Origin of the sequence: uncultured Nostoc sp., assembly GCF_964245575.1 — a bacterium.
Classification (GTDB): Bacteria; Cyanobacteriota; Cyanobacteriia; order Cyanobacteriales; family Nostocaceae; genus Nostoc.
The window spans coordinates 1-16829 of the sequence record NZ_CAXTNP010000178.1 but is presented as its reverse complement, the minus strand read 5'-3'; the positions used below and the strand labels follow the sequence as shown (position 1 = coordinate 16829).

The window sequence follows — 16829 nt, the reverse complement described above, 5'->3', positions numbered from 1 at the left end:
GAACTCCTTTAATGAGTCTTGGAACTCCTTTAATGAGTCTTGGAACTCCTTTAATGAGTGTTTGAGCTTCATTAATGAGTCTTGGAACTGGATGAATCCACCTTTGATACTCGTTAACGAGTTTTTGAATTCGGTTTATTCACCTCAGAACTCCGTTGACGAGTCTTTGATACTCCTAGACAACAAACTTTAAAAACTTTCTGCGCCAACAGAGGTTAATAACAGGGCGTTCGCCATTCGGCTTTAGTCCCTTTTTGCAATCGTACGCTCTATGGCAGTGTCTTCATGGGTGCGATCGTAGCCTTTACCTTTGGTTACAGTTTGATCAGCTTTTTCTCTTGAGTGCTAATTGGTGAATTAGCGTTACAAATTAGAATCAAGGGTGAATGTTTCGCGATCGCAATCTTGTTAATGTTACTATCCGAGCTTCAGGAAAGAGGTATCTGGCTGATTTTCAACGTGTAGGCTGGTGATTTTTTCCCTACACACATATCCGGTAACGTGACAAATAAATTCTGTCCGTACTGTTGCCACTCAAGTTTACCTTTTGCCCCTAGCATTGTAATCTTTGCATTTTTCGGCAGAATTAGCCCTGGGATTGTCAGCGTCTGATTCATAGGAGTATCAAGCAAGACAGCATACAAATTACCTTTATTTGTGGTGTAGCGCACTTGGATGCCTTGAGTGGATACATCTTCTGAGCGTATCCAATAGCGCGAACCAAAGATGGCTTCACCATTTACATCTAGCCATTTGCCTAAGCCGAGTAACCGTTCAATTTGCAGTTTGGAGATTGAACCATCGGCATTTGGGCCAATGTTGAGCAGTAAGTTGCCGTTTTTACTAACAATGTCAACGAATGAGTCAACCAGTTCATCTACTGAAATCATATTCAAGTCGGTATCATTTTGGTTGTAACCAAACGAGTAACCTAAACCCCTTGTGCTTTCCCATTTCTTTGGTTCGATTTGTTTGAGTTGACTGTATTCAGGTGTGGAGAAGTCGAAGTGTAAACCGAATTGCCCATTTAAATCAAAGCGGTCATTAACGATACCGTTAGGTACATGATTGTAAAAGTAAGCCATAATCTCGTTCGCCTGACCAACAGGGTAGCCAAGGTCATTCCATAAGATAGACGGCTGATAGCGGTCAATGAGTTCGCGCCAGTGAGCGTTAGCATATTCAGCGTAAGCTTTGTCTTGGATAATGGCTGCGAGCAACGTGTTAAAATCTGTCACCGTTGTATCTTGTTGTGACCAATCAATACCGCCGGAGTAGTACAGACCCATACGCATACCTTGTTTACGAACGGCTTGTGTCAGTTCGCCTACAAGATCCTGCGCCGCCACTCGTCCTGACTGGTTTGTGGTTTTGCTAGGCCATAACAGGAAGCCATCATGATGTTTGGTCGTCAGCACAACGTACCGCGCACCTACTTGAGAAAACAGTTTTGCCCATTCGGATGGATTCCACTTTGTGATGGCTGCGTTGAAGGTGGGGATGAAGTCGTCATAGGTGAAATTTTCACCGTAAGTCGCACGGTGATAGTTATAAGTGTCGCTGCCCTCAAGTTTCATGGAGTTGTAGTACCATTCAGCATAAGGGTTGTGCTGGAACCAATATTCCCAACCGCGTTCTGCAACTACCTTGTTCAGTTCACCAGTCAGTGGTGTCCAACCAGGTACGGAGTACACGCCCCAGTGAATGAAAATGCCGAGTTTAGCATCTTTAAACCACTCTGGAACTTCATGCTTTGATAGCGACTCAGTTGTTGGTTCATATATCTGTTGTGCAAAAGCAGTAGAGGCTGTCAGATTCAAAAAGCTACTTAGAATTGCTGTAATAATTAGTATGGGTAGTAGATGCCTAAACATCACAATGCTCTTGACTGGAGGATATATAATTTTACAACTGTATCTCGTCAGTGGAGAATGGGAAATAGAGAAGTAATTAGTAGTAGGAGTAGGGTGTGTTATGCCGTTCGCTTTTAGCGTTCCCAGAGGGTAGCGTAACGCACCCTGAGTTTTTGATGGTGCGTTACGCTAAAACGATAACACCTTCTACTGACCTAGCAAGGCAAAAATGTTTGTTAGTTAGCGATCGCACTCTCTGCCAAAATCTTTGTAACTTAGCAATCAACTAAAATCAAACTAAAGTTATTGTCGAAACGGTAGAAAAGGCTATGACGGTAACTACCTATAAATGGACAATTGAACGCTATCACCGAGCAATAGAAGCAGGGATTTTTGATGACCAACCCATTGAACTATTGCGCGGCGACCTCATAGTTATGCCCCCAGAACGAGAACCACCAGCCTACTACAATACTGAAGCAGCTGATTATCTCCGCACACTGCTTGGTGAACGCGCAAAAATCCGCGATGCCAAACCCATCACCCTACCCAACAACTCAGAACCCGTCCCTGATGTTGCTATTGTCAAACCTTTAGGTGAAGTTTACCTAGAACACCATCCCTACCCTGAAGATATTTTCTGGATTATTGAATTTTCTAAGTCCACCTTGAGCAAAGATTTAGGTGAGAAAAAAGACATCTATGCAGAAGCAGGCATTGCTGAATATTGGGTTGTCAATCTTAAAAATTCTCAGTTGCAAGTATTTCGAGACTTAAAAAATGGGCAATACACAACTGAACTGACATTAACCACAGGTATTATTGTCCCCCTAGCCTTTGGTGATGTATCCGTCCAAGTTAATCGCCTCATAGGTTTCCCAAAAATATAATTTCTAGCACCTGTCAGAAACGAAGAATGCGAGGCGTAGCAAGCTTTAAGAGTAGGCGATCGCTATTGTTAATGGTGCGTTACGCTAAAACAATAATACACCTACTGGCTAACAGCATTTCCTACATAGCAACCACAGCGATCGCTCTTTGGTACTGCAAGTAAAGATGGGTTGAGTTGATCAAAAAATATGAGACTTCAAATTCGATTAGTTAAACTCATTGTTTCTGTACTGTCAACGATAGGAATTCTGGGACTAAATTTGATTTTACTTAAGTCAAGTGGAGATTTAATAAGCTATGTGAAGATGGCATCTCCTACTAGTTTTTTCTTTTATCTAGCTAAACATATTTTGAATGTTTTTGGAGGAACTATAGTTGAAGTGGCTTTCGTATGGTTATTAGTAATTTTAAATCCTTTGTCTATACGATCCGGTTTAATTATTACTTTGGTTCTGCTTATCTTAAGTGGAATTTATATTTTAGTGCCAATTAGTAAGATTTAAACTATATTCTGCCTCCAGCAGGCGCTTTGCGAGTTTGCCCATAATTAAACCATCCCCTCTATTTCACTCACTTATGACTATTGCCAGTCAATCCCAACTAACTTTAGAAGAGTTCCTTAAACTGCCAGAAACTGAACCAGCATCAGATTTTATCAACAGGGAAATCATTCAAAAACCAATGCCTCAAGGTGAACATAGCCGACTACAGGCTAAATTTTGCAATGTCATTAATAACGTAACTGAAAGCCAAAAAATTGCTTACGCTTTCTCAGAACTGCGTTGTACCTTTGGCGGTGCTTCTATCGTCCCTGATGTGTCTGTGTTTCGCTGGGATAGAATTCCTAAAACTTCAACTGGCAGAATTGCTAACCGCTTTGAAATTCATCCCGACTGGGCAATTGAGATTCTTTCCCCAGACCAAAGGTTAAAAAAAGTGTTGAGTAAATTATTGCATTGTTCACGCAATGGTACTGAACTTGGCTGGTTAATCAACCCAGAAGACGAAAGTGTGCTGGGGATTTTTCCTGGACAACGAGTGGAATTATACGAAGGTGTTGATAAATTACCCATCCTTGACGGTATCGAATTGGAACTAACTGTGGAACAAGTTTTTGGGTGGTTGAGTTTGACGTAAAAAAGCAAACGCATTTCCCAAACAAAGTTGCAAAGGATTGTATCTGTAGGTTTATTGTAGAAACTGGGCGGTACAGCCCAAACTCGTCTGTACCACAAAAATTTGTATTGCCGTACTTTTATGGAAAATCAACTAGGATTGGTTCTGAAACTGCTTTTACTCTCGGCTTTGTTATCGGTATTGATTAAGTATGCAGGGCCAAGTCTATCAATTCCGGCGACAGCAACCAACGCGCTGATTATAATATTGTTGCCGATTGTGATAATAGCGATCGCGCTACTGTGGCGATTCCAAGCACAGAAACAAAATTAACTCGGGAGCATTTACGCACAAGTGACTAAAATCGGCTAACCTAACTGAATTAGAAAAAAATTGCATCTCGCCAACTGTTGGAAGTCAGCCTGTGAAACTCGGTCAATGGATCGGCTTAATCGCCATACTTCTTTCTTTATACATCCTGTGGCAAATTCGGGAAGTGCTTTTGCTGATGTTTGCCGCAGTTGTGTTAGCCACCACCTTAAATCGGCTAGCGAAACGCTTCCAACGCTTTGGCATGAAGCGTGGATTTGCCGTCCTTCTTGCAGTAGCTATCTTTTTTGCAGGTGTAGTGGGTTTTTTCTGGCTAATTGTGCCGCCATTTGCCCAGCAATTTCAAGAACTAACCTATCAAGTTCCTAAAGGGTTTGGGCGCTTTAATAGTTGGCTTGACGCCCTGAGAACTCGTATTCCTGACCAGTTGATTCCTTACATCCCAGATGTCAATAGCCTTATTCAACAAGTACAGCCCTTCGTCAATCGAGTATTGGGAAACTCCTTCGCTTTTGTATCTGGCTCTTTGGAAGTTGTCCTCAAGATTTTGCTAGTGTTGGTTTTAACAGGAATGATTTTAGCCGACCCTGTGGCTTACCGCAAAGTATTTGTGCGGCTTTTCCCCTCATTTTATCGGCGGCGGGTAGATGGGATTTTAGATAAATGTGAAGTCTCCTTGGAGGGATGGATTACAGGTGCTTTCATTGCCATCTGTGTAGTAGGGCTGATGAGTTTCGTTGGCTTATTAATTTTGCATGTCAAGGCAGCACTAGCTTTAGCGGTTTTAGCGGGATTTTTTAACTTGATTCCCAATCTGGGGCCAACGATGAGTGTAATACCAGCAATGGCGATCGCCTTCTTGGATGAACCTTGGAAAGCGATCGCTGTCTTAATACTCTACTTTTTTATTCAACAGGCTGAGAGTAATTTCATCACGCCCGTTGTCATGGCGCATCAAGTTTCGTTGCTACCTGCTATCACCTTAATTGCCCAACTATTTTTCGTCACTTTCTTCGGCTTTTTAGGATTATTTCTGGCCCTACCCCTGACTGTTGTCGCTAAGATTTGGTTGCAAGAAGTACTGATCAAAGATGTTTTGGATGAATGGGGGAATAACCATACAAAAGAAACTGAGCTTGTGATGGTTCCTAACTCTCTTGGAGCAGATGATAATTGGACAGCAGAAAATCCCGATATTAATCGGGAGCGACGGATTGATGATGATATCTTGCGAAAAGAAGATTAAAAGGGACTGGGGACTGGGTACTGGGCACTGGGAAAAAGTTTTTTAAAATTTGGTGGTGGGTAAGAGCAACCACCATAATTTTTCGATTTGGCACCCAATCCCTAATCCCTTATCCCCAGTCCCCAGTCCCTTTTACTTTTAGATTTTAGATTTCTGAAAATCCTAGTTGGTAGTGGTCGATTTACCGCTCACTACCAACTAGGATTTGATTTTATATTTAATTATGGCTAGCTGCTTAGTTGTTTTGGGAATGTGTTTTTTGGTCTAAGGTTTTGCCGAAATAATCGGTTCTGCTGCAATATCATCTAAGCGGATGCTGCTTAACAAATTCCGCCACTCTGCTTGTAGTGTTGTATCTTTAGGATTTTGATCGCGCAGTTGGGCCAGTGTCGTCAGTGCCTCGTACCATATCCCATTTTGGGCATAGATAGCATAGCGCTTTAGAGGTTCTGTGGTTTCTAGCTGTTTAAGAGCGGCTGGTTTGAGTTCGATTCGTTGTATTACTCCTTCGACAAAAGTCGGGGGAGAATTTTCTTGGTTGTCACAGTTAACGGTTAAAAACCAGCGATATTGTTTGTTTAGTGCCAAGGCAGGAGCAGTTGTAGGCAGAGAAACGCGGATGACTCCTGGTTTATCTGGTAGAGCGATCGCTTCTTGGTAAATCTCGTTCAAGCCCTGATCTTGCAGCACGAATTTAACTGCATAGGGCAAATCTTTGGTATACGGCACATAGAAAAACCAACTTGGGTGTTCTACCGTTGTCTGTCCCCAGACATTAATCACTGAGTTAGCTTCCTCAAAGGGTACTAAAGCAGTCAGGTCAGTTTTAGTAATAGGAAGTGGACATACATCCCCGCCGTCACGCTTCGCTCCACCGCGAACGCGACCTCCAGGAGGGGGGCCAGATGGAAGTGAGGGTTGATTAAAGGCTGTGGCTTGAGCAAAGTTCGTTTTAGCACTAGGGCGTAGGCGTAGCCCGCCGTAGGCATCGCTAGGTGAAGAACCAACAGTTGGTTTTGCCAGTACTGGAGTCAGGCTAACTAGTAAACTGGTGCAGCTAAAAGCTACTACTAAAAACAGTTTTATCTGTTGTGAATTTGACTTCATAAAAACCTTCCCTTAAGTATGCAAACCTTATAGAATTATCTACTGGTTATCCAAAAATTTTATAAAAAATCTTTCCCCATTCCCTAGTCAACTCCAAAAATTAAATTATCCAAATTCTTCTGTCCAATACAATTATCAGATTCTTCTGCCCTGCCTGCCTTAACAGATAAATTTTCTTAACTAAGCGGATTGCCTTATTCCCCACTAGCCACCCGAACTTTTGTTGTTGAATTATAAATTGACATCAAGCCAACCGTGACAACCAACGACAAAGCCGAAGGGACAAAAGGCACCCAAGCACCCGAAATTAACAGACCAAAGCAAACTAAATATAGAACACTAAAAGTAATAATAACTGCCAATGCCAACCAAGGTAACGAAAGCTTTCGCCAAGCCAGGACTCCCCCTATCAAAGACCAGCCCCAAATCCAGGCCACCTCAGCCCACAATGACCAAACCCGCAGCAACGGTCGCCCATCCTGCACTGCACTGAGGATTTGGCTGACCATCTGCGCTTGTACTATCACTCCTGGCATTTGCTCATCTAAAGGAACGCCATAGGGTGTAGGCCAGGTGTCTGGAGAATCACCCTTTGCCACCACACCAATCAAAACAATTTTATCTTTGATCGCACTTGGGTTAATTGGACTAGATAAAAATTGGGTTAGTTTCACCTGTTCGGCTACTTGTTTTGGGGAACGGTAATTGAGTAAGATTTGACCGCCATTGGCATCAATATTTTGATAGCCACCAGTACGAGATTTTAAGTTCTCAAAAATAGTTTTACCCAGCTGCAAATTCCCTTCAGGTGTGAACTTTGGTTCAATTCCTGAAGGGCGCAGATAGAGGGAGGCCAGTTGTAGACTGAATGCAAAGGGAGCAGGACACAACGATGTCGCCTCTTGGTTCATGAACAGGAGATGCCGACGGATAACTCCATCACGATCATGAATAAAGTCACTGAATCCCAGATTTGTTGTGGGGATTTCTGGTGGCGGCTGATTTCCTGGGATATTTACTGTGCCATCGCTCCCTTTACATACGCCAATCAAGTTCTGAGTTTTTTGAAGACGAGTAATTAAATCTGGTTGTTTGGCTTTAAAATCACGGTAGATATCCAAGCCGATCGCACGGGGTTGGTATTGATTTAGTTTTGTCAGGAGTTTGTTAAGAGATTTTTCGGAAATGGAAGCTCCAATTAAATCCTCGTTATTTTTTCTTTGAATTGCCAGATCGTCATCGTCAATTGTGATTACCAGCAGTCGGGAATCAAGTGCCTCAACAGGACGCGATCGCATCATCAAGTCATAGGCTGCAATCTCTGGATTTTCCACCAATCCCAGCAATCTCGCCCCACAAACGAAGCCTGTAATCGCCAAACTAGATAACAAAGTTGTCGTAAATCTGTGTCTGGTAGACAAAACTAAATTTCGTGTATCTTTAGTTTCTGTAGACCTTAATTCATCCCAAGTGGGTGGCATCTGCGCGGGATTTTGGCAAATCATTGGTAGCCAAGTCGCACAGGGAAATTTATCCTCAAGTCCTTGCAACCGTTCCCGCCCTTGGCGTACCGCTTGATATAAAGACTCACCACCAGCAAAACCTTCGAGAAAATACTTTAAGAACTCCTTAGCAACCTGGTCTGGGACAGGTTCACGCATAACGATCATCTGAGGGATTTGCAAATCAGCCAGTTCTCGCGCCAATCCCAATCCATCACAGGAGTTGAATATCGCTAGTTGCAAGCCGTTTTCAATGGCTTTTTTTAGAGCATACTTTAACTCGCTAATGCTGAGGCTATCAGTTTTATTCAGGTAAATTCGTCCGCTTTCTCCATTTTTCTTACTGGAACTGTGCCCAGCAAAAAAGAGAATATCCCAGTTTTTTCCCCAAAGATGGTCAGTCAAATCCTTGCGTTGTGGTTCTACCAGAAAGGTAACCTCTGCATTACTGCACTGTTGCAGTAATGCTTGATCGGACTGGGTGTCAATTCCCTGACTATTGCCCACAATTGCTAAAATGTTGACTAATTGATTTTTTGTGCGTGGTTTGTGAATGCGATCGTAGGATGGCGAAGAAAGGGCGATTTCAGCATTAGGGTAGCGTTCTAACAAATCCCACAGATGCCAGGGTAATAGCTGCAATTGGTTATTTTCTGTTTGCAAAATCACCCGCACTTCTTCGGTGGACGACAATCTTTCTAACCATTTTTCCCTCAAAGGGCGAAACTCCTCTGCTCGTAGCCAGGTATTAAAGCGTGCCCGCAAAATATGGGAAGCGTTTTCGCAGTCTTGAACCATCGATACATTTGTCACCTGCATTTTGTCAGCATGGAGACGATAACGATTGCCTATCTGGCGATAACTAGACTGCCAATGACTGTAGTAGAGCGGCATTTCGGGAAATGAAGGTAGCCTCCCCGTAATTTCTGTTGCAGCACGCTCGTGTTCTTCACCAATTTCGAGGGTGACAGCAAACCCTTGCTCAAAACTACCCTCTCCGAATTTCAGAACCACTAACTTACCCATGACCGTTGCTATCCCCCTGTGCAAAACCATGCCCTGTTCTAATGTCTAATAACAAGCTCCACAAGCATTTACAGATTTTTTTCAAAATCCCCAAAAGTCGGCTTGAATTTTTAATTTTTAATTAACCAATTACCACTTAATAAGTTACCGACAAAGAGGGAAGATAGCTATATGTTTTAAATCCTAAAATGTTCGGTAATGCTAGTATCATTTATAGCTACCTTAACGCTAAATTGCTCTCTAGGTTCACCGCGAAACTGCAACTGAATGTAGTTATCTAATTTTCTAGATTGAGCTTCTAGAAATATTTCTCCCGAACTATCTAAAACGGTGAGATGAACTCCTGGTGGCAAGTAGATGTGATTCCCAGTGGCGTGCAATTGCAGATGAATACTGGTTTGCTGATCCTTTTCTGGGCTGATTTCCACAATCAACATGACGGGTTGGTTGAGAATTTGGATACCCAAATCAATCAGTTTTGCACGTTTAGTAATTGATTCTGGTCGGTTAAGGGCATTTAGTTCCACAGTATCAACACTGCGAAAGGCATAAGTTGGTCTGAGTTCCGGCACGTTCCACAGGGATTCAATAGTCTGCCAACCTGTCTCAAATATACCAGCAAACCATTGACTTAAATTCACCAGTGGACTAACTGGGCATTGGCGCAGTTGACCCAGGTGGTCGATAAACGCTTCCAATGGTTGCAGTTGCGCTAAAGGCAGCGTTTCAGTTTCGACACTAGGGATAAAACCAAGCAGCCTCGCTTCTTGGAGCGATTCATCAAATTGAACTACTAAATAACCCACCCGTTCTTCCCAGGTTTCTGGAGGAATGGAACATATCTGCTGATGCAGATGGACAGGGCGACACTCCAGACGACCAATTGAGGGCACCTCTAAGTCAGCTACATCCCCACAGAGGCGCATGATGGGGTTCCAGCTGTCACTAGCTTGGAGGTCAGTAGGAATATCCATCATTTCTAAGTAGTCATTCACCACCCACACAGCCAGGGTATTCAGCCGAACTTGCTCTGCTTTTTCAGAATTTGGCTGCTGGTTAGCAAATTGCTGGGCAGTTATGCGAGCGGATTGGGAAATCGGCAATGTTAAAGCGAAATCGTTTAGCTGATAGGTGGAGTTATTCATAAGGAACTTCTTAGCGATCAATGCTGCTATATACGTATCACTCGCATTCACTAAATTTATGCCACAAAATAGAGAATAATTATTGGAAAAACAGAATTGGAGATTTGGGGCTAGCCCTTTCAAGGTGACTCATACAATCTGTGCCTTCCATCGAAGTTCTGATGTCTGCGGCGGGACGAGGATTGCAACGCCAGGTCAATGATGTGAAAATAATTTCCTTGGAAGTTAACTCTTTCTCCAGCCTTACCTTGAATAGCAACAAGGCTTACACTGTACTTGCCTACATTTCTTTAATGTCTGAGCGAAAAGTTTTGTAACGATTGTGGCTAGTTGGTGTAAAAATCGCAATCAATACATGAGATATATACAGATTCGCAAGTTGGTGCGTTTGAATTCGAGGTCTTTTATGACTAACGACTGGAGAAAACAACTAGATGTACAACTTAAAGAATTAGCGCTCAAAGCTCAACAATGCCCACACGCTACCAAAGAACAACGGGTAGCTTTAACACGGCTGATGAATGCCATTTGGCAGTCGGGTAGACTTGTTCATCCTTATAAGGGCCAATTTCAACGACTCTATGAAGATATTTATGATGAAGCAGTACAAAATTTATTTTTCTATCTTTGTCAAGATAAAAATATTAACAAGTATGATTCAGAACGCGGCGAAGTTATGACTTGGGTAAATATGCTATTAAGTAAACGCTTTTTTCCAGAAGCTATCCCCAAAGTTATCGGCAAAGGAAATGAAATAAATCTCGAAAAATCTCATCTAGAAAATATACCATCATCTCAATCTCAACCTATGTCTTTATCTGAACAAATAATAGAATATATAGAATCTGATCCAGAGTTTATTTTTTCCAAAGAACACATAAAAGGTCATCCAGAAGCAAATTTTAAAGCTATAGCTAAAAGAAGATATTCTGGGATTTCCTGGAAAGATATTTCGGCAGAATGGGGTATTGGAATCTCATCTATACATAGTTTTTACCAACGATGTCTGAAAAAGTTTACTGATAAACTCCAAGAAGATATATGTATTTAATATTTAATAATATTTAATCATCCGGGCAAAAAAATATGGATAAAATCGAAGATACTCTAAAATTTACAGCGCCTATACCGCCCGATGGAAGACATCGAGCAGAAGAGTTATATAGGCGACAAGCCACGCAAAAAAAAGCTGAACAAGTTTATCTCAATACTTTGTCTGTGTTTTTCGTAAATTCTTATCTACAATACATGGGATTTGAGACAGACTTAGACAATAGCGATAGTTGGAAGCCTGTACAGCAGACACTTATGGATGTAGCTGATTTGTCGCTAAAAAACTTGGGATCGTTAGAATGCCGCCCAGTATTTGAAGATGCAGAATTTGTTTACGTACCACCTGAAGTACAGTCAAATCGAATTGGCTATGTGGCTGTGCAGATAAGGAAATCATTTCGAGAAGCGACGCTGTTGGGATTTGTCAGGCAGGTACAAACTGATTTGTTACCAATCAACCAATTGCAACCCTTGGACAATCTACTGGAGTATTTAGAAGAACTTACTCAAGTGAGGCAAGCTGAGTTAGCTTCTCAATCGCTCACTTCCAACAAGACTTTAGTTAAATTCAAACAATGGCTGGAAAATATTTTTGAGGTTGGTTGGCAAGAAATTGAAAGTCTCTTTGATAATCAGAGAGCTAATCCAGATTGGAGTCTAAGAGGTGCTAATGATTCTTTTGTTAGCAGGGGTAAGCTGATTGATTTAGGAAAAACAGAAATAATTCAATCTGTAATTCTAGTCGTTGGCTTCATTTTAGAAAAGGAGCAGGAAATAGATATTATCATAGAAGTGCATCCTATATGTGGGGAAATTTATCTGCCACCAAATCTCCAACTGATGGTAATTGACTTTGAAGGAATAGAGGGAGAATCTATTATGGAAGCCCAAACTAGAAGCACTAACAAGAGTATTCAATTGCAGTTTAGTGGCGACGTGGGAGAACGTTTTAGTATTAAATTGGTCTTGGGGAATATTAGCGTTCTAGAAAGTTTTCTCATCTGAAGCGAAAAACAATAGGGGTGCTGCAAATGGGAAAGTTAGTTGTTTTGAAGCTAGATGGCGATTTGGGGTTAGGGGTGCGGGTGACGCTGGAGATTGGAGAAGATGGCAAACGCCCCAGCATAGAAACCTCTGGTCACTTACCTCCCAATCTAGAAATAGCTAAAGCAATTGACGAATGGCGATCAACTTATTGTAATCTAGAAAATAGCCGCATCAAAGCCAAAAAAATTATTTACGATGGTTCTATTACCCAACGGCGTGATGACTGTCAAAACAAAGCTTGTGAGTTACGATCGCACTTAAATCACTGGCTAGAGTCAGAGTCATTTCGGCGGATTCGGGAAAAATGGCATAAACATTTAATGCCCAATGAGGAGGTGCGAGTGCTGATTCGCACTGCTTCTATGCAGCTAGAGAAACTTCCTTGGCATCTATGGGATTTGGTTGATCAGGACTACACCAAAGCCGAAGTAGCTTTGAGTGTTCTAGAGTCAGAACAAGTAACTCGATTGCAGACATCTACCTACAGACACAAAATCAAAATATTGGCGATTTTGGGCGATAAAGCTGGTATTGATGTAGACAAAGACTGCGAGTTACTAAAAAAATTGCCCAATGCTGCCACAACCTTTTTGACACAGCCCCAACGCGATCAGATCAACGATCAGCTGTGGAACCAATCTTGGAATATTTTATTTTTCGCTGGTCATAGTAAAAGCGAGGGTGAGACTGGTCGTATTTATATCAATGACAAGGATAGTTTAACAATTGCAGGACTGAAATATGCCCTGAGAAATGCCGTCACCAATGGGTTACAGTTGGCGATTTTCAACTCCTGTGATGGATTGGGATTAGCGCGAGAACTACAAGATTTGCATATTCCCCAAATCATTGTGATGCGGGAACCTGTGCCCGATCTTGTGGCACAAGCATTTTTAAAACATTTTCTGGCAGCTTTTTCTTCAGGCGCATCTTTATATATTGCAGTTCGTACTGCCAGAGAAAAGCTGCAAGGATTAGAGGACAAATTTCCAGGGGCAACTTGGTTGCCAGTAATTTGTGAAAATCCTGCTGCCATACCGATGACTTGGCCAAAGCCTGGAATTAAATCTAAGAGCCTACTCATAAAAGGATTGCTAATGAGTGTGATGCTCACCATCAGCGTGCTGGGAGTCCGGCAAATGGGAGGATTGCAAACATGGGAGTTACAAGCTTACGATCAATTAATGCGATCGCGTCCCCAAGAAAAGCAAGATCCGCGCCTGTTGATAGTCACTGTTACCGAAGAAGATTTTCAGTTACCAGAACAAAAGGAAAGAAGAGGGTCGCTATCGGATTTAGCACTAACCCGACTTTTGGAAAAACTTGCACAGTTCCAACCCAAAGCCATTGGTTTAGATATTTATCACGATCAGTCATCACAACGCAACCAAGCTTCTTTGGCGACTAGGTTGAAAATAGATGACAAGCTTTTTGCAATTTGCAAAGTTCAAGAACTCACAAAAGACCGTCCGGGAATTTCACCTCCTTTGGGGGTTCCGTTAAAACGCCAAGGATTTAGTGATATTGTCCCAGACTCAGACCACGTTCTGCGTCGTCATTTATTGGCAATGCAACCAGCAGACGTAACGTCCCCTTGTACTGCACGCTACGCCCTTAATGCTCAACTGGCATTCCACTATTTGCAGGCAAAAGGCATTTCTGCCAAATACACTGATGGAGATTTGCAATTAGGCAACGTCGTTTTTAAGCGGTTGCAGGCTCAGATGGGTGGCTATCAACAAGCGGATACACGGGGCTACCAAATATTGCTCAATTACCGCTCTTTCCAAAATTCTCCTTTAGAAATTGCTCCTACAGTTACACTCACAGATGTTCTTAGGGGTAAAGTCAACGCTGAACAAGTCAAAGACCGAATTGTTCTCATTGGTACTACTGCCCAAAGCTTTCGTGATTATAGTCCTACCCCCTACATGACTGGGCAGGCTTTTTCTGCCGAAGAAATACCAGGGGTGATTCTGCAAGCACAAATGGTGAGTCAACTAGTGAGTGCGGTGATGGATGGGCGACCTTTGATATCAGTTTTGCCCTTTTGGGGCGAAGTTTTGTGGGTTTGGAGTTGGTCAGTGGTTGGAGGTGCGTTTGGCGTAGCCGGATCAGTGGCGATCGCACCAAGCGATCGCTCAAGACTATATTTAGTACTGGCGGGAGGAGGTGTACTTGGAGTCTTATACGTTTTTTGCTTAATTTTCTTTTACCAAGGGATTTGGGTTCCCCTAGTTCCGTCAGCTTTGGTTTTAGTGGCTACTGGCGGCACAGTGGCAACTTATCTATTTTTACAACAAAGCAGCGACAACTGATTTCTACAACTTGAGGCATAAATAAAAATGAAGTTATCTGTGCAAAAGATTCAAATTTTCCTCGGCGTTAGTTTAACATTCCTTAGCTCTATAGATGTGCAGGCACAGACTGCAAATCCCAACGGACAATTAAACCAATCATTGATTTTCGCAGCACCGCCTCCACCACCGCCTCCACCAAAAGACATCGGGGAACCAGGTAAGCGAGCAGAAGCAGGTAGCCGTGGCTGTGGTCAGGATATAAATAAGCTCCTGATTTCTTCTCAAAAGCGGCTCACAGCTTTAGTACCTGTTTATTCAAACTCAGAATTAGTGTTTGGAACAACGATCACAGAGCATCCTAGTTTCTTATTCTATGTTCCTTATGCATCCGACTTTGCATCTGGAGAGTTTGTCCTAGAAGATGAAGCAGAACATCAGACTACTTACAAAACTTCTTTAACGGGGACACCAGGAGTAGTAAACCTTCGGTTGCCATCAAAAGCAGCACCTTTAGAGATTGGCAAGCAATACCGATGGTATCTTAATATCTACTGTCAGAAGGATAACCAACTTATTGCTAATCTTGAAGGTTATGTAAAACGGGAGCAACTAAAGCCTGCTTTGAAAACTCAATTGGAAAAAGCAACACCACGCCAGCAAGTAAACCTTTATGCGGCTAATGGTATTTGGTATGAAGCGCTGAGTGCTGCTAGTGAACTGCGTCGCACCAATTCGCAAGATACTTCTTGGACGGCGCTGTTGAAAGCTGTTGGTTTGAATGATTTTGCAACTGAACCAAAGGTGGAGTGCTGCAATTTAGAGAGTGAGTAGTGAAGAAGGAATATGCAAGGGAAGCAAGCGAAGCTCATTTATGCAAATCGATGCGATCGCATAGTCAATCTGACTTTTCACGGGATGTGGAAAACCTCACTTCTATTTCTCTCTTCCTTTAAGGAGAGAGACTTTGAATTTTCCCCCTTAGAGCGTCGCGAAGGGGGTTAGGGGGTTAGGTTAATCGTTAGCTTTTCCAGATGAAGTGAAAAGTCACATTGTTAGTCGATGCGATCGCATTGTTAGTCGATACAATGGCATTGTCACCCAATACAATGGCATTGTTACTCAAAACAATGGCATTGTCACCCAATACAATGGCATTGTTAATCAAAACAATCGCATTGTCAGCCGATACAATGGCATTGTTAGTCAAAACAATCGCATTGTCAGCCGATACAATGGCATTGTTAGTCGATGCGATCGCATTGCAGTCCCATTGAAGTCTCTAATATTAACTTGCTCTGCAAGATGCAGGCTTCAACCAAGGACTATGGGGCGTAGTGGTGGGAAGATTTGTTGTCAGCACGACTTCCCCTTTTTCGTTTAGCGCCAAACCAGTAGCTTCTATGATGCGTTCTGGTGCGGGGGTAGTTATTTTGCTGGGAATAAAGGAGCGATCGCGGTTATCACTGTTTGAATTGAGACTCACCAAATCTACTTTCACTGCATCAGTGTTAAGAGCTTCACCTGGGTTAGGTGGTAAGCCGCCGCGTCCAGTGATTGTAAAACTGCTTTTAGCTAAATTTCCACCAGCTTGACAAGTCTGTGCTACTTGGGTATCAACTGGTACGGTTGGCAAGTTAACTAAGCCACTGTTAGGGTCAATATCCGGCGTGTTAAGTTCTACGGTGCCACTTACACCAAACTCAGAACTAGCAGTGATATCCGAAAGAGAAGTTGGGTTAGAGCGGGGTTGAATGCCATAGATACCAATGGCTTGAATATCTACTCTTCCACCACTGCCTGTGTAAGCATTAGCACTGATGTCGCTATTTTCGCTTGGGACAGCAACAATGAAGCCCGACGAGGCATCAATATTAATATTGCCACCATTACCACCAGTTTTGTCTGTGCCTGCGGTGGTAGAAATTTCAGCACCACGACGCAGAAGGAGTAAATCAGTTTGTAAGTTGATGTTGCCACCGTTACCCGATGCAGATTGGGCGTTAAGTCTGCCACCGTTGTCTAAAGTAACTCTAGGTGAGGTGACGATAATATCTCCAGCAGTACCCGTCGTACTTTGGGAGTTAACGAACAAGCCACTGTTAACATTTAAACTGCTACTAAAAATGGTGAAAAAATCAGCAGCATTAACTTTAATTGTGCCTGCATTCCCTTGTCCAAATGTTGAGGCTTCAAGTTGAGCGCCATCTCGTAAT

General features: G+C 42.6%; 16 protein-coding genes and 1 pseudogene. 12 read left to right on the top strand and 5 right to left on the bottom strand.

From position 1 onward, the window contains the following. Positions 1-428: 428 nt before the first annotated feature. Positions 429-1874 (bottom strand): alpha-L-fucosidase, encoded by a 1446-nt coding sequence (locus ACFFAP_RS24720; RefSeq protein WP_375513694.1) that lies wholly within the window; start codon positions 1872-1874, stop codon positions 429-431. 95 nt (positions 1875-1969) lie between these two features. Here ACFFAP_RS24720 and ACFFAP_RS24715 point away from each other — a divergent pair, with 95 nt between their 5' ends. The 6 genes from ACFFAP_RS24715 (at position 1970) to ACFFAP_RS24690 (ending at position 5436) form a co-directional block, all read left to right on the top strand. Continuing rightward, on the top strand, positions 1970-2143 hold the full coding sequence (locus ACFFAP_RS24715) for a hypothetical protein (RefSeq protein ID WP_375513693.1): 174 nt from the start codon (positions 1970-1972) through the stop codon (positions 2141-2143). 39 nt (positions 2144-2182) lie between these two features. After that, positions 2183-2743 (top strand): Uma2 family endonuclease, encoded by a 561-nt coding sequence (locus tag ACFFAP_RS24710; protein WP_375513692.1) that lies wholly within the window; start codon positions 2183-2185, stop codon positions 2741-2743. A gap of 26 nt (positions 2744-2769) precedes the next feature. Beyond that, positions 2770-2907: a hypothetical protein gene (locus ACFFAP_RS24705; RefSeq protein ID WP_375513691.1), complete on the top strand. Its 138-nt coding sequence runs from the start codon at positions 2770-2772 to the stop codon at positions 2905-2907. A 413-nt stretch (positions 2908-3320) separates the two neighbouring features. Then, entirely contained in the window at positions 3321-3881 is a 561-nt protein-coding gene (locus ACFFAP_RS24700; protein ID WP_375513690.1) for a Uma2 family endonuclease, read from the top strand. 120 nt (positions 3882-4001) lie between these two features. Then, a complete protein-coding gene (locus ACFFAP_RS24695; protein WP_375513689.1) occupies positions 4002-4193 on the top strand; it encodes a hypothetical protein in 192 nt (63 codons plus the stop codon). 91 nt (positions 4194-4284) lie between these two features. Next, positions 4285-5436, top strand: coding sequence for an AI-2E family transporter (locus ACFFAP_RS24690; RefSeq protein ID WP_375513688.1), 1152 nt, complete (start codon positions 4285-4287; stop codon positions 5434-5436). A 264-nt stretch (positions 5437-5700) separates the two neighbouring features. Here ACFFAP_RS24690 and ACFFAP_RS24685 read toward each other — a convergent pair whose 3' ends face one another. The 3 genes from ACFFAP_RS24685 to ACFFAP_RS24675 form a co-directional block, all read right to left on the bottom strand. Next, the gene (locus tag ACFFAP_RS24685; protein WP_375513687.1) at positions 5701-6543 is read right to left on the bottom strand and encodes a DUF928 domain-containing protein; all 843 of its coding nucleotides are present in this window, start codon (positions 6541-6543) and stop codon (positions 5701-5703) included. A gap of 194 nt (positions 6544-6737) precedes the next feature. After that, a complete protein-coding gene (locus tag ACFFAP_RS24680; protein ID WP_375513686.1) occupies positions 6738-9071 on the bottom strand; it encodes a CHASE2 domain-containing protein in 2334 nt (777 codons plus the stop codon). A 176-nt stretch (positions 9072-9247) separates the two neighbouring features. Next, positions 9248-10216 (bottom strand): DUF1822 family protein, encoded by a 969-nt coding sequence (locus tag ACFFAP_RS24675; RefSeq protein ID WP_375513685.1) that lies wholly within the window; start codon positions 10214-10216, stop codon positions 9248-9250. Positions 10217-10356: 140 nt separating this feature from the next. On the opposite strand from ACFFAP_RS24675, the gene ACFFAP_RS24670 reads away from it, so the two are divergent. The 6 genes from ACFFAP_RS24670 (at position 10357) to ACFFAP_RS24645 (ending at position 15890) form a co-directional block, all read left to right on the top strand. Continuing rightward, complete coding sequence (locus ACFFAP_RS24670; protein ID WP_375513684.1) at positions 10357-10533, top strand: hypothetical protein; 177 nt, start codon at positions 10357-10359, stop codon at positions 10531-10533. Positions 10534-10622: 89 nt separating this feature from the next. Then, positions 10623-11267 carry a sigma-70 family RNA polymerase sigma factor gene (locus ACFFAP_RS24665; RefSeq protein WP_375513683.1) on the top strand — a complete coding sequence of 215 codons (645 nt, stop codon included), beginning with the start codon at positions 10623-10625 and terminating at the stop codon, positions 11265-11267. Positions 11268-11302: 35 nt separating this feature from the next. Beyond that, the gene (locus ACFFAP_RS24660; protein WP_375513682.1) at positions 11303-12274 is read left to right on the top strand and encodes a DUF1822 family protein; all 972 of its coding nucleotides are present in this window, start codon (positions 11303-11305) and stop codon (positions 12272-12274) included. Positions 12275-12300: 26 nt separating this feature from the next. Further along, entirely contained in the window at positions 12301-14634 is a 2334-nt protein-coding gene (locus ACFFAP_RS24655; RefSeq protein WP_375513681.1) for a CHASE2 domain-containing protein, read from the top strand. A 39-nt stretch (positions 14635-14673) separates the two neighbouring features. Beyond that, positions 14674-15447 (top strand): DUF928 domain-containing protein, encoded by a 774-nt coding sequence (locus ACFFAP_RS24650; protein WP_375513680.1) that lies wholly within the window; start codon positions 14674-14676, stop codon positions 15445-15447. Positions 15448-15665: 218 nt separating this feature from the next. Next, a complete protein-coding gene (locus tag ACFFAP_RS24645) occupies positions 15666-15890 on the top strand; it encodes a hypothetical protein (RefSeq protein WP_375513679.1) in 225 nt (74 codons plus the stop codon). Positions 15891-15901: 11 nt separating this feature from the next. Here the strand turns inward: ACFFAP_RS24645 and ACFFAP_RS24640 are convergent. Then, positions 15902-16829, bottom strand: a pseudogene (locus ACFFAP_RS24640) (hypothetical protein); the annotation flags it as partial.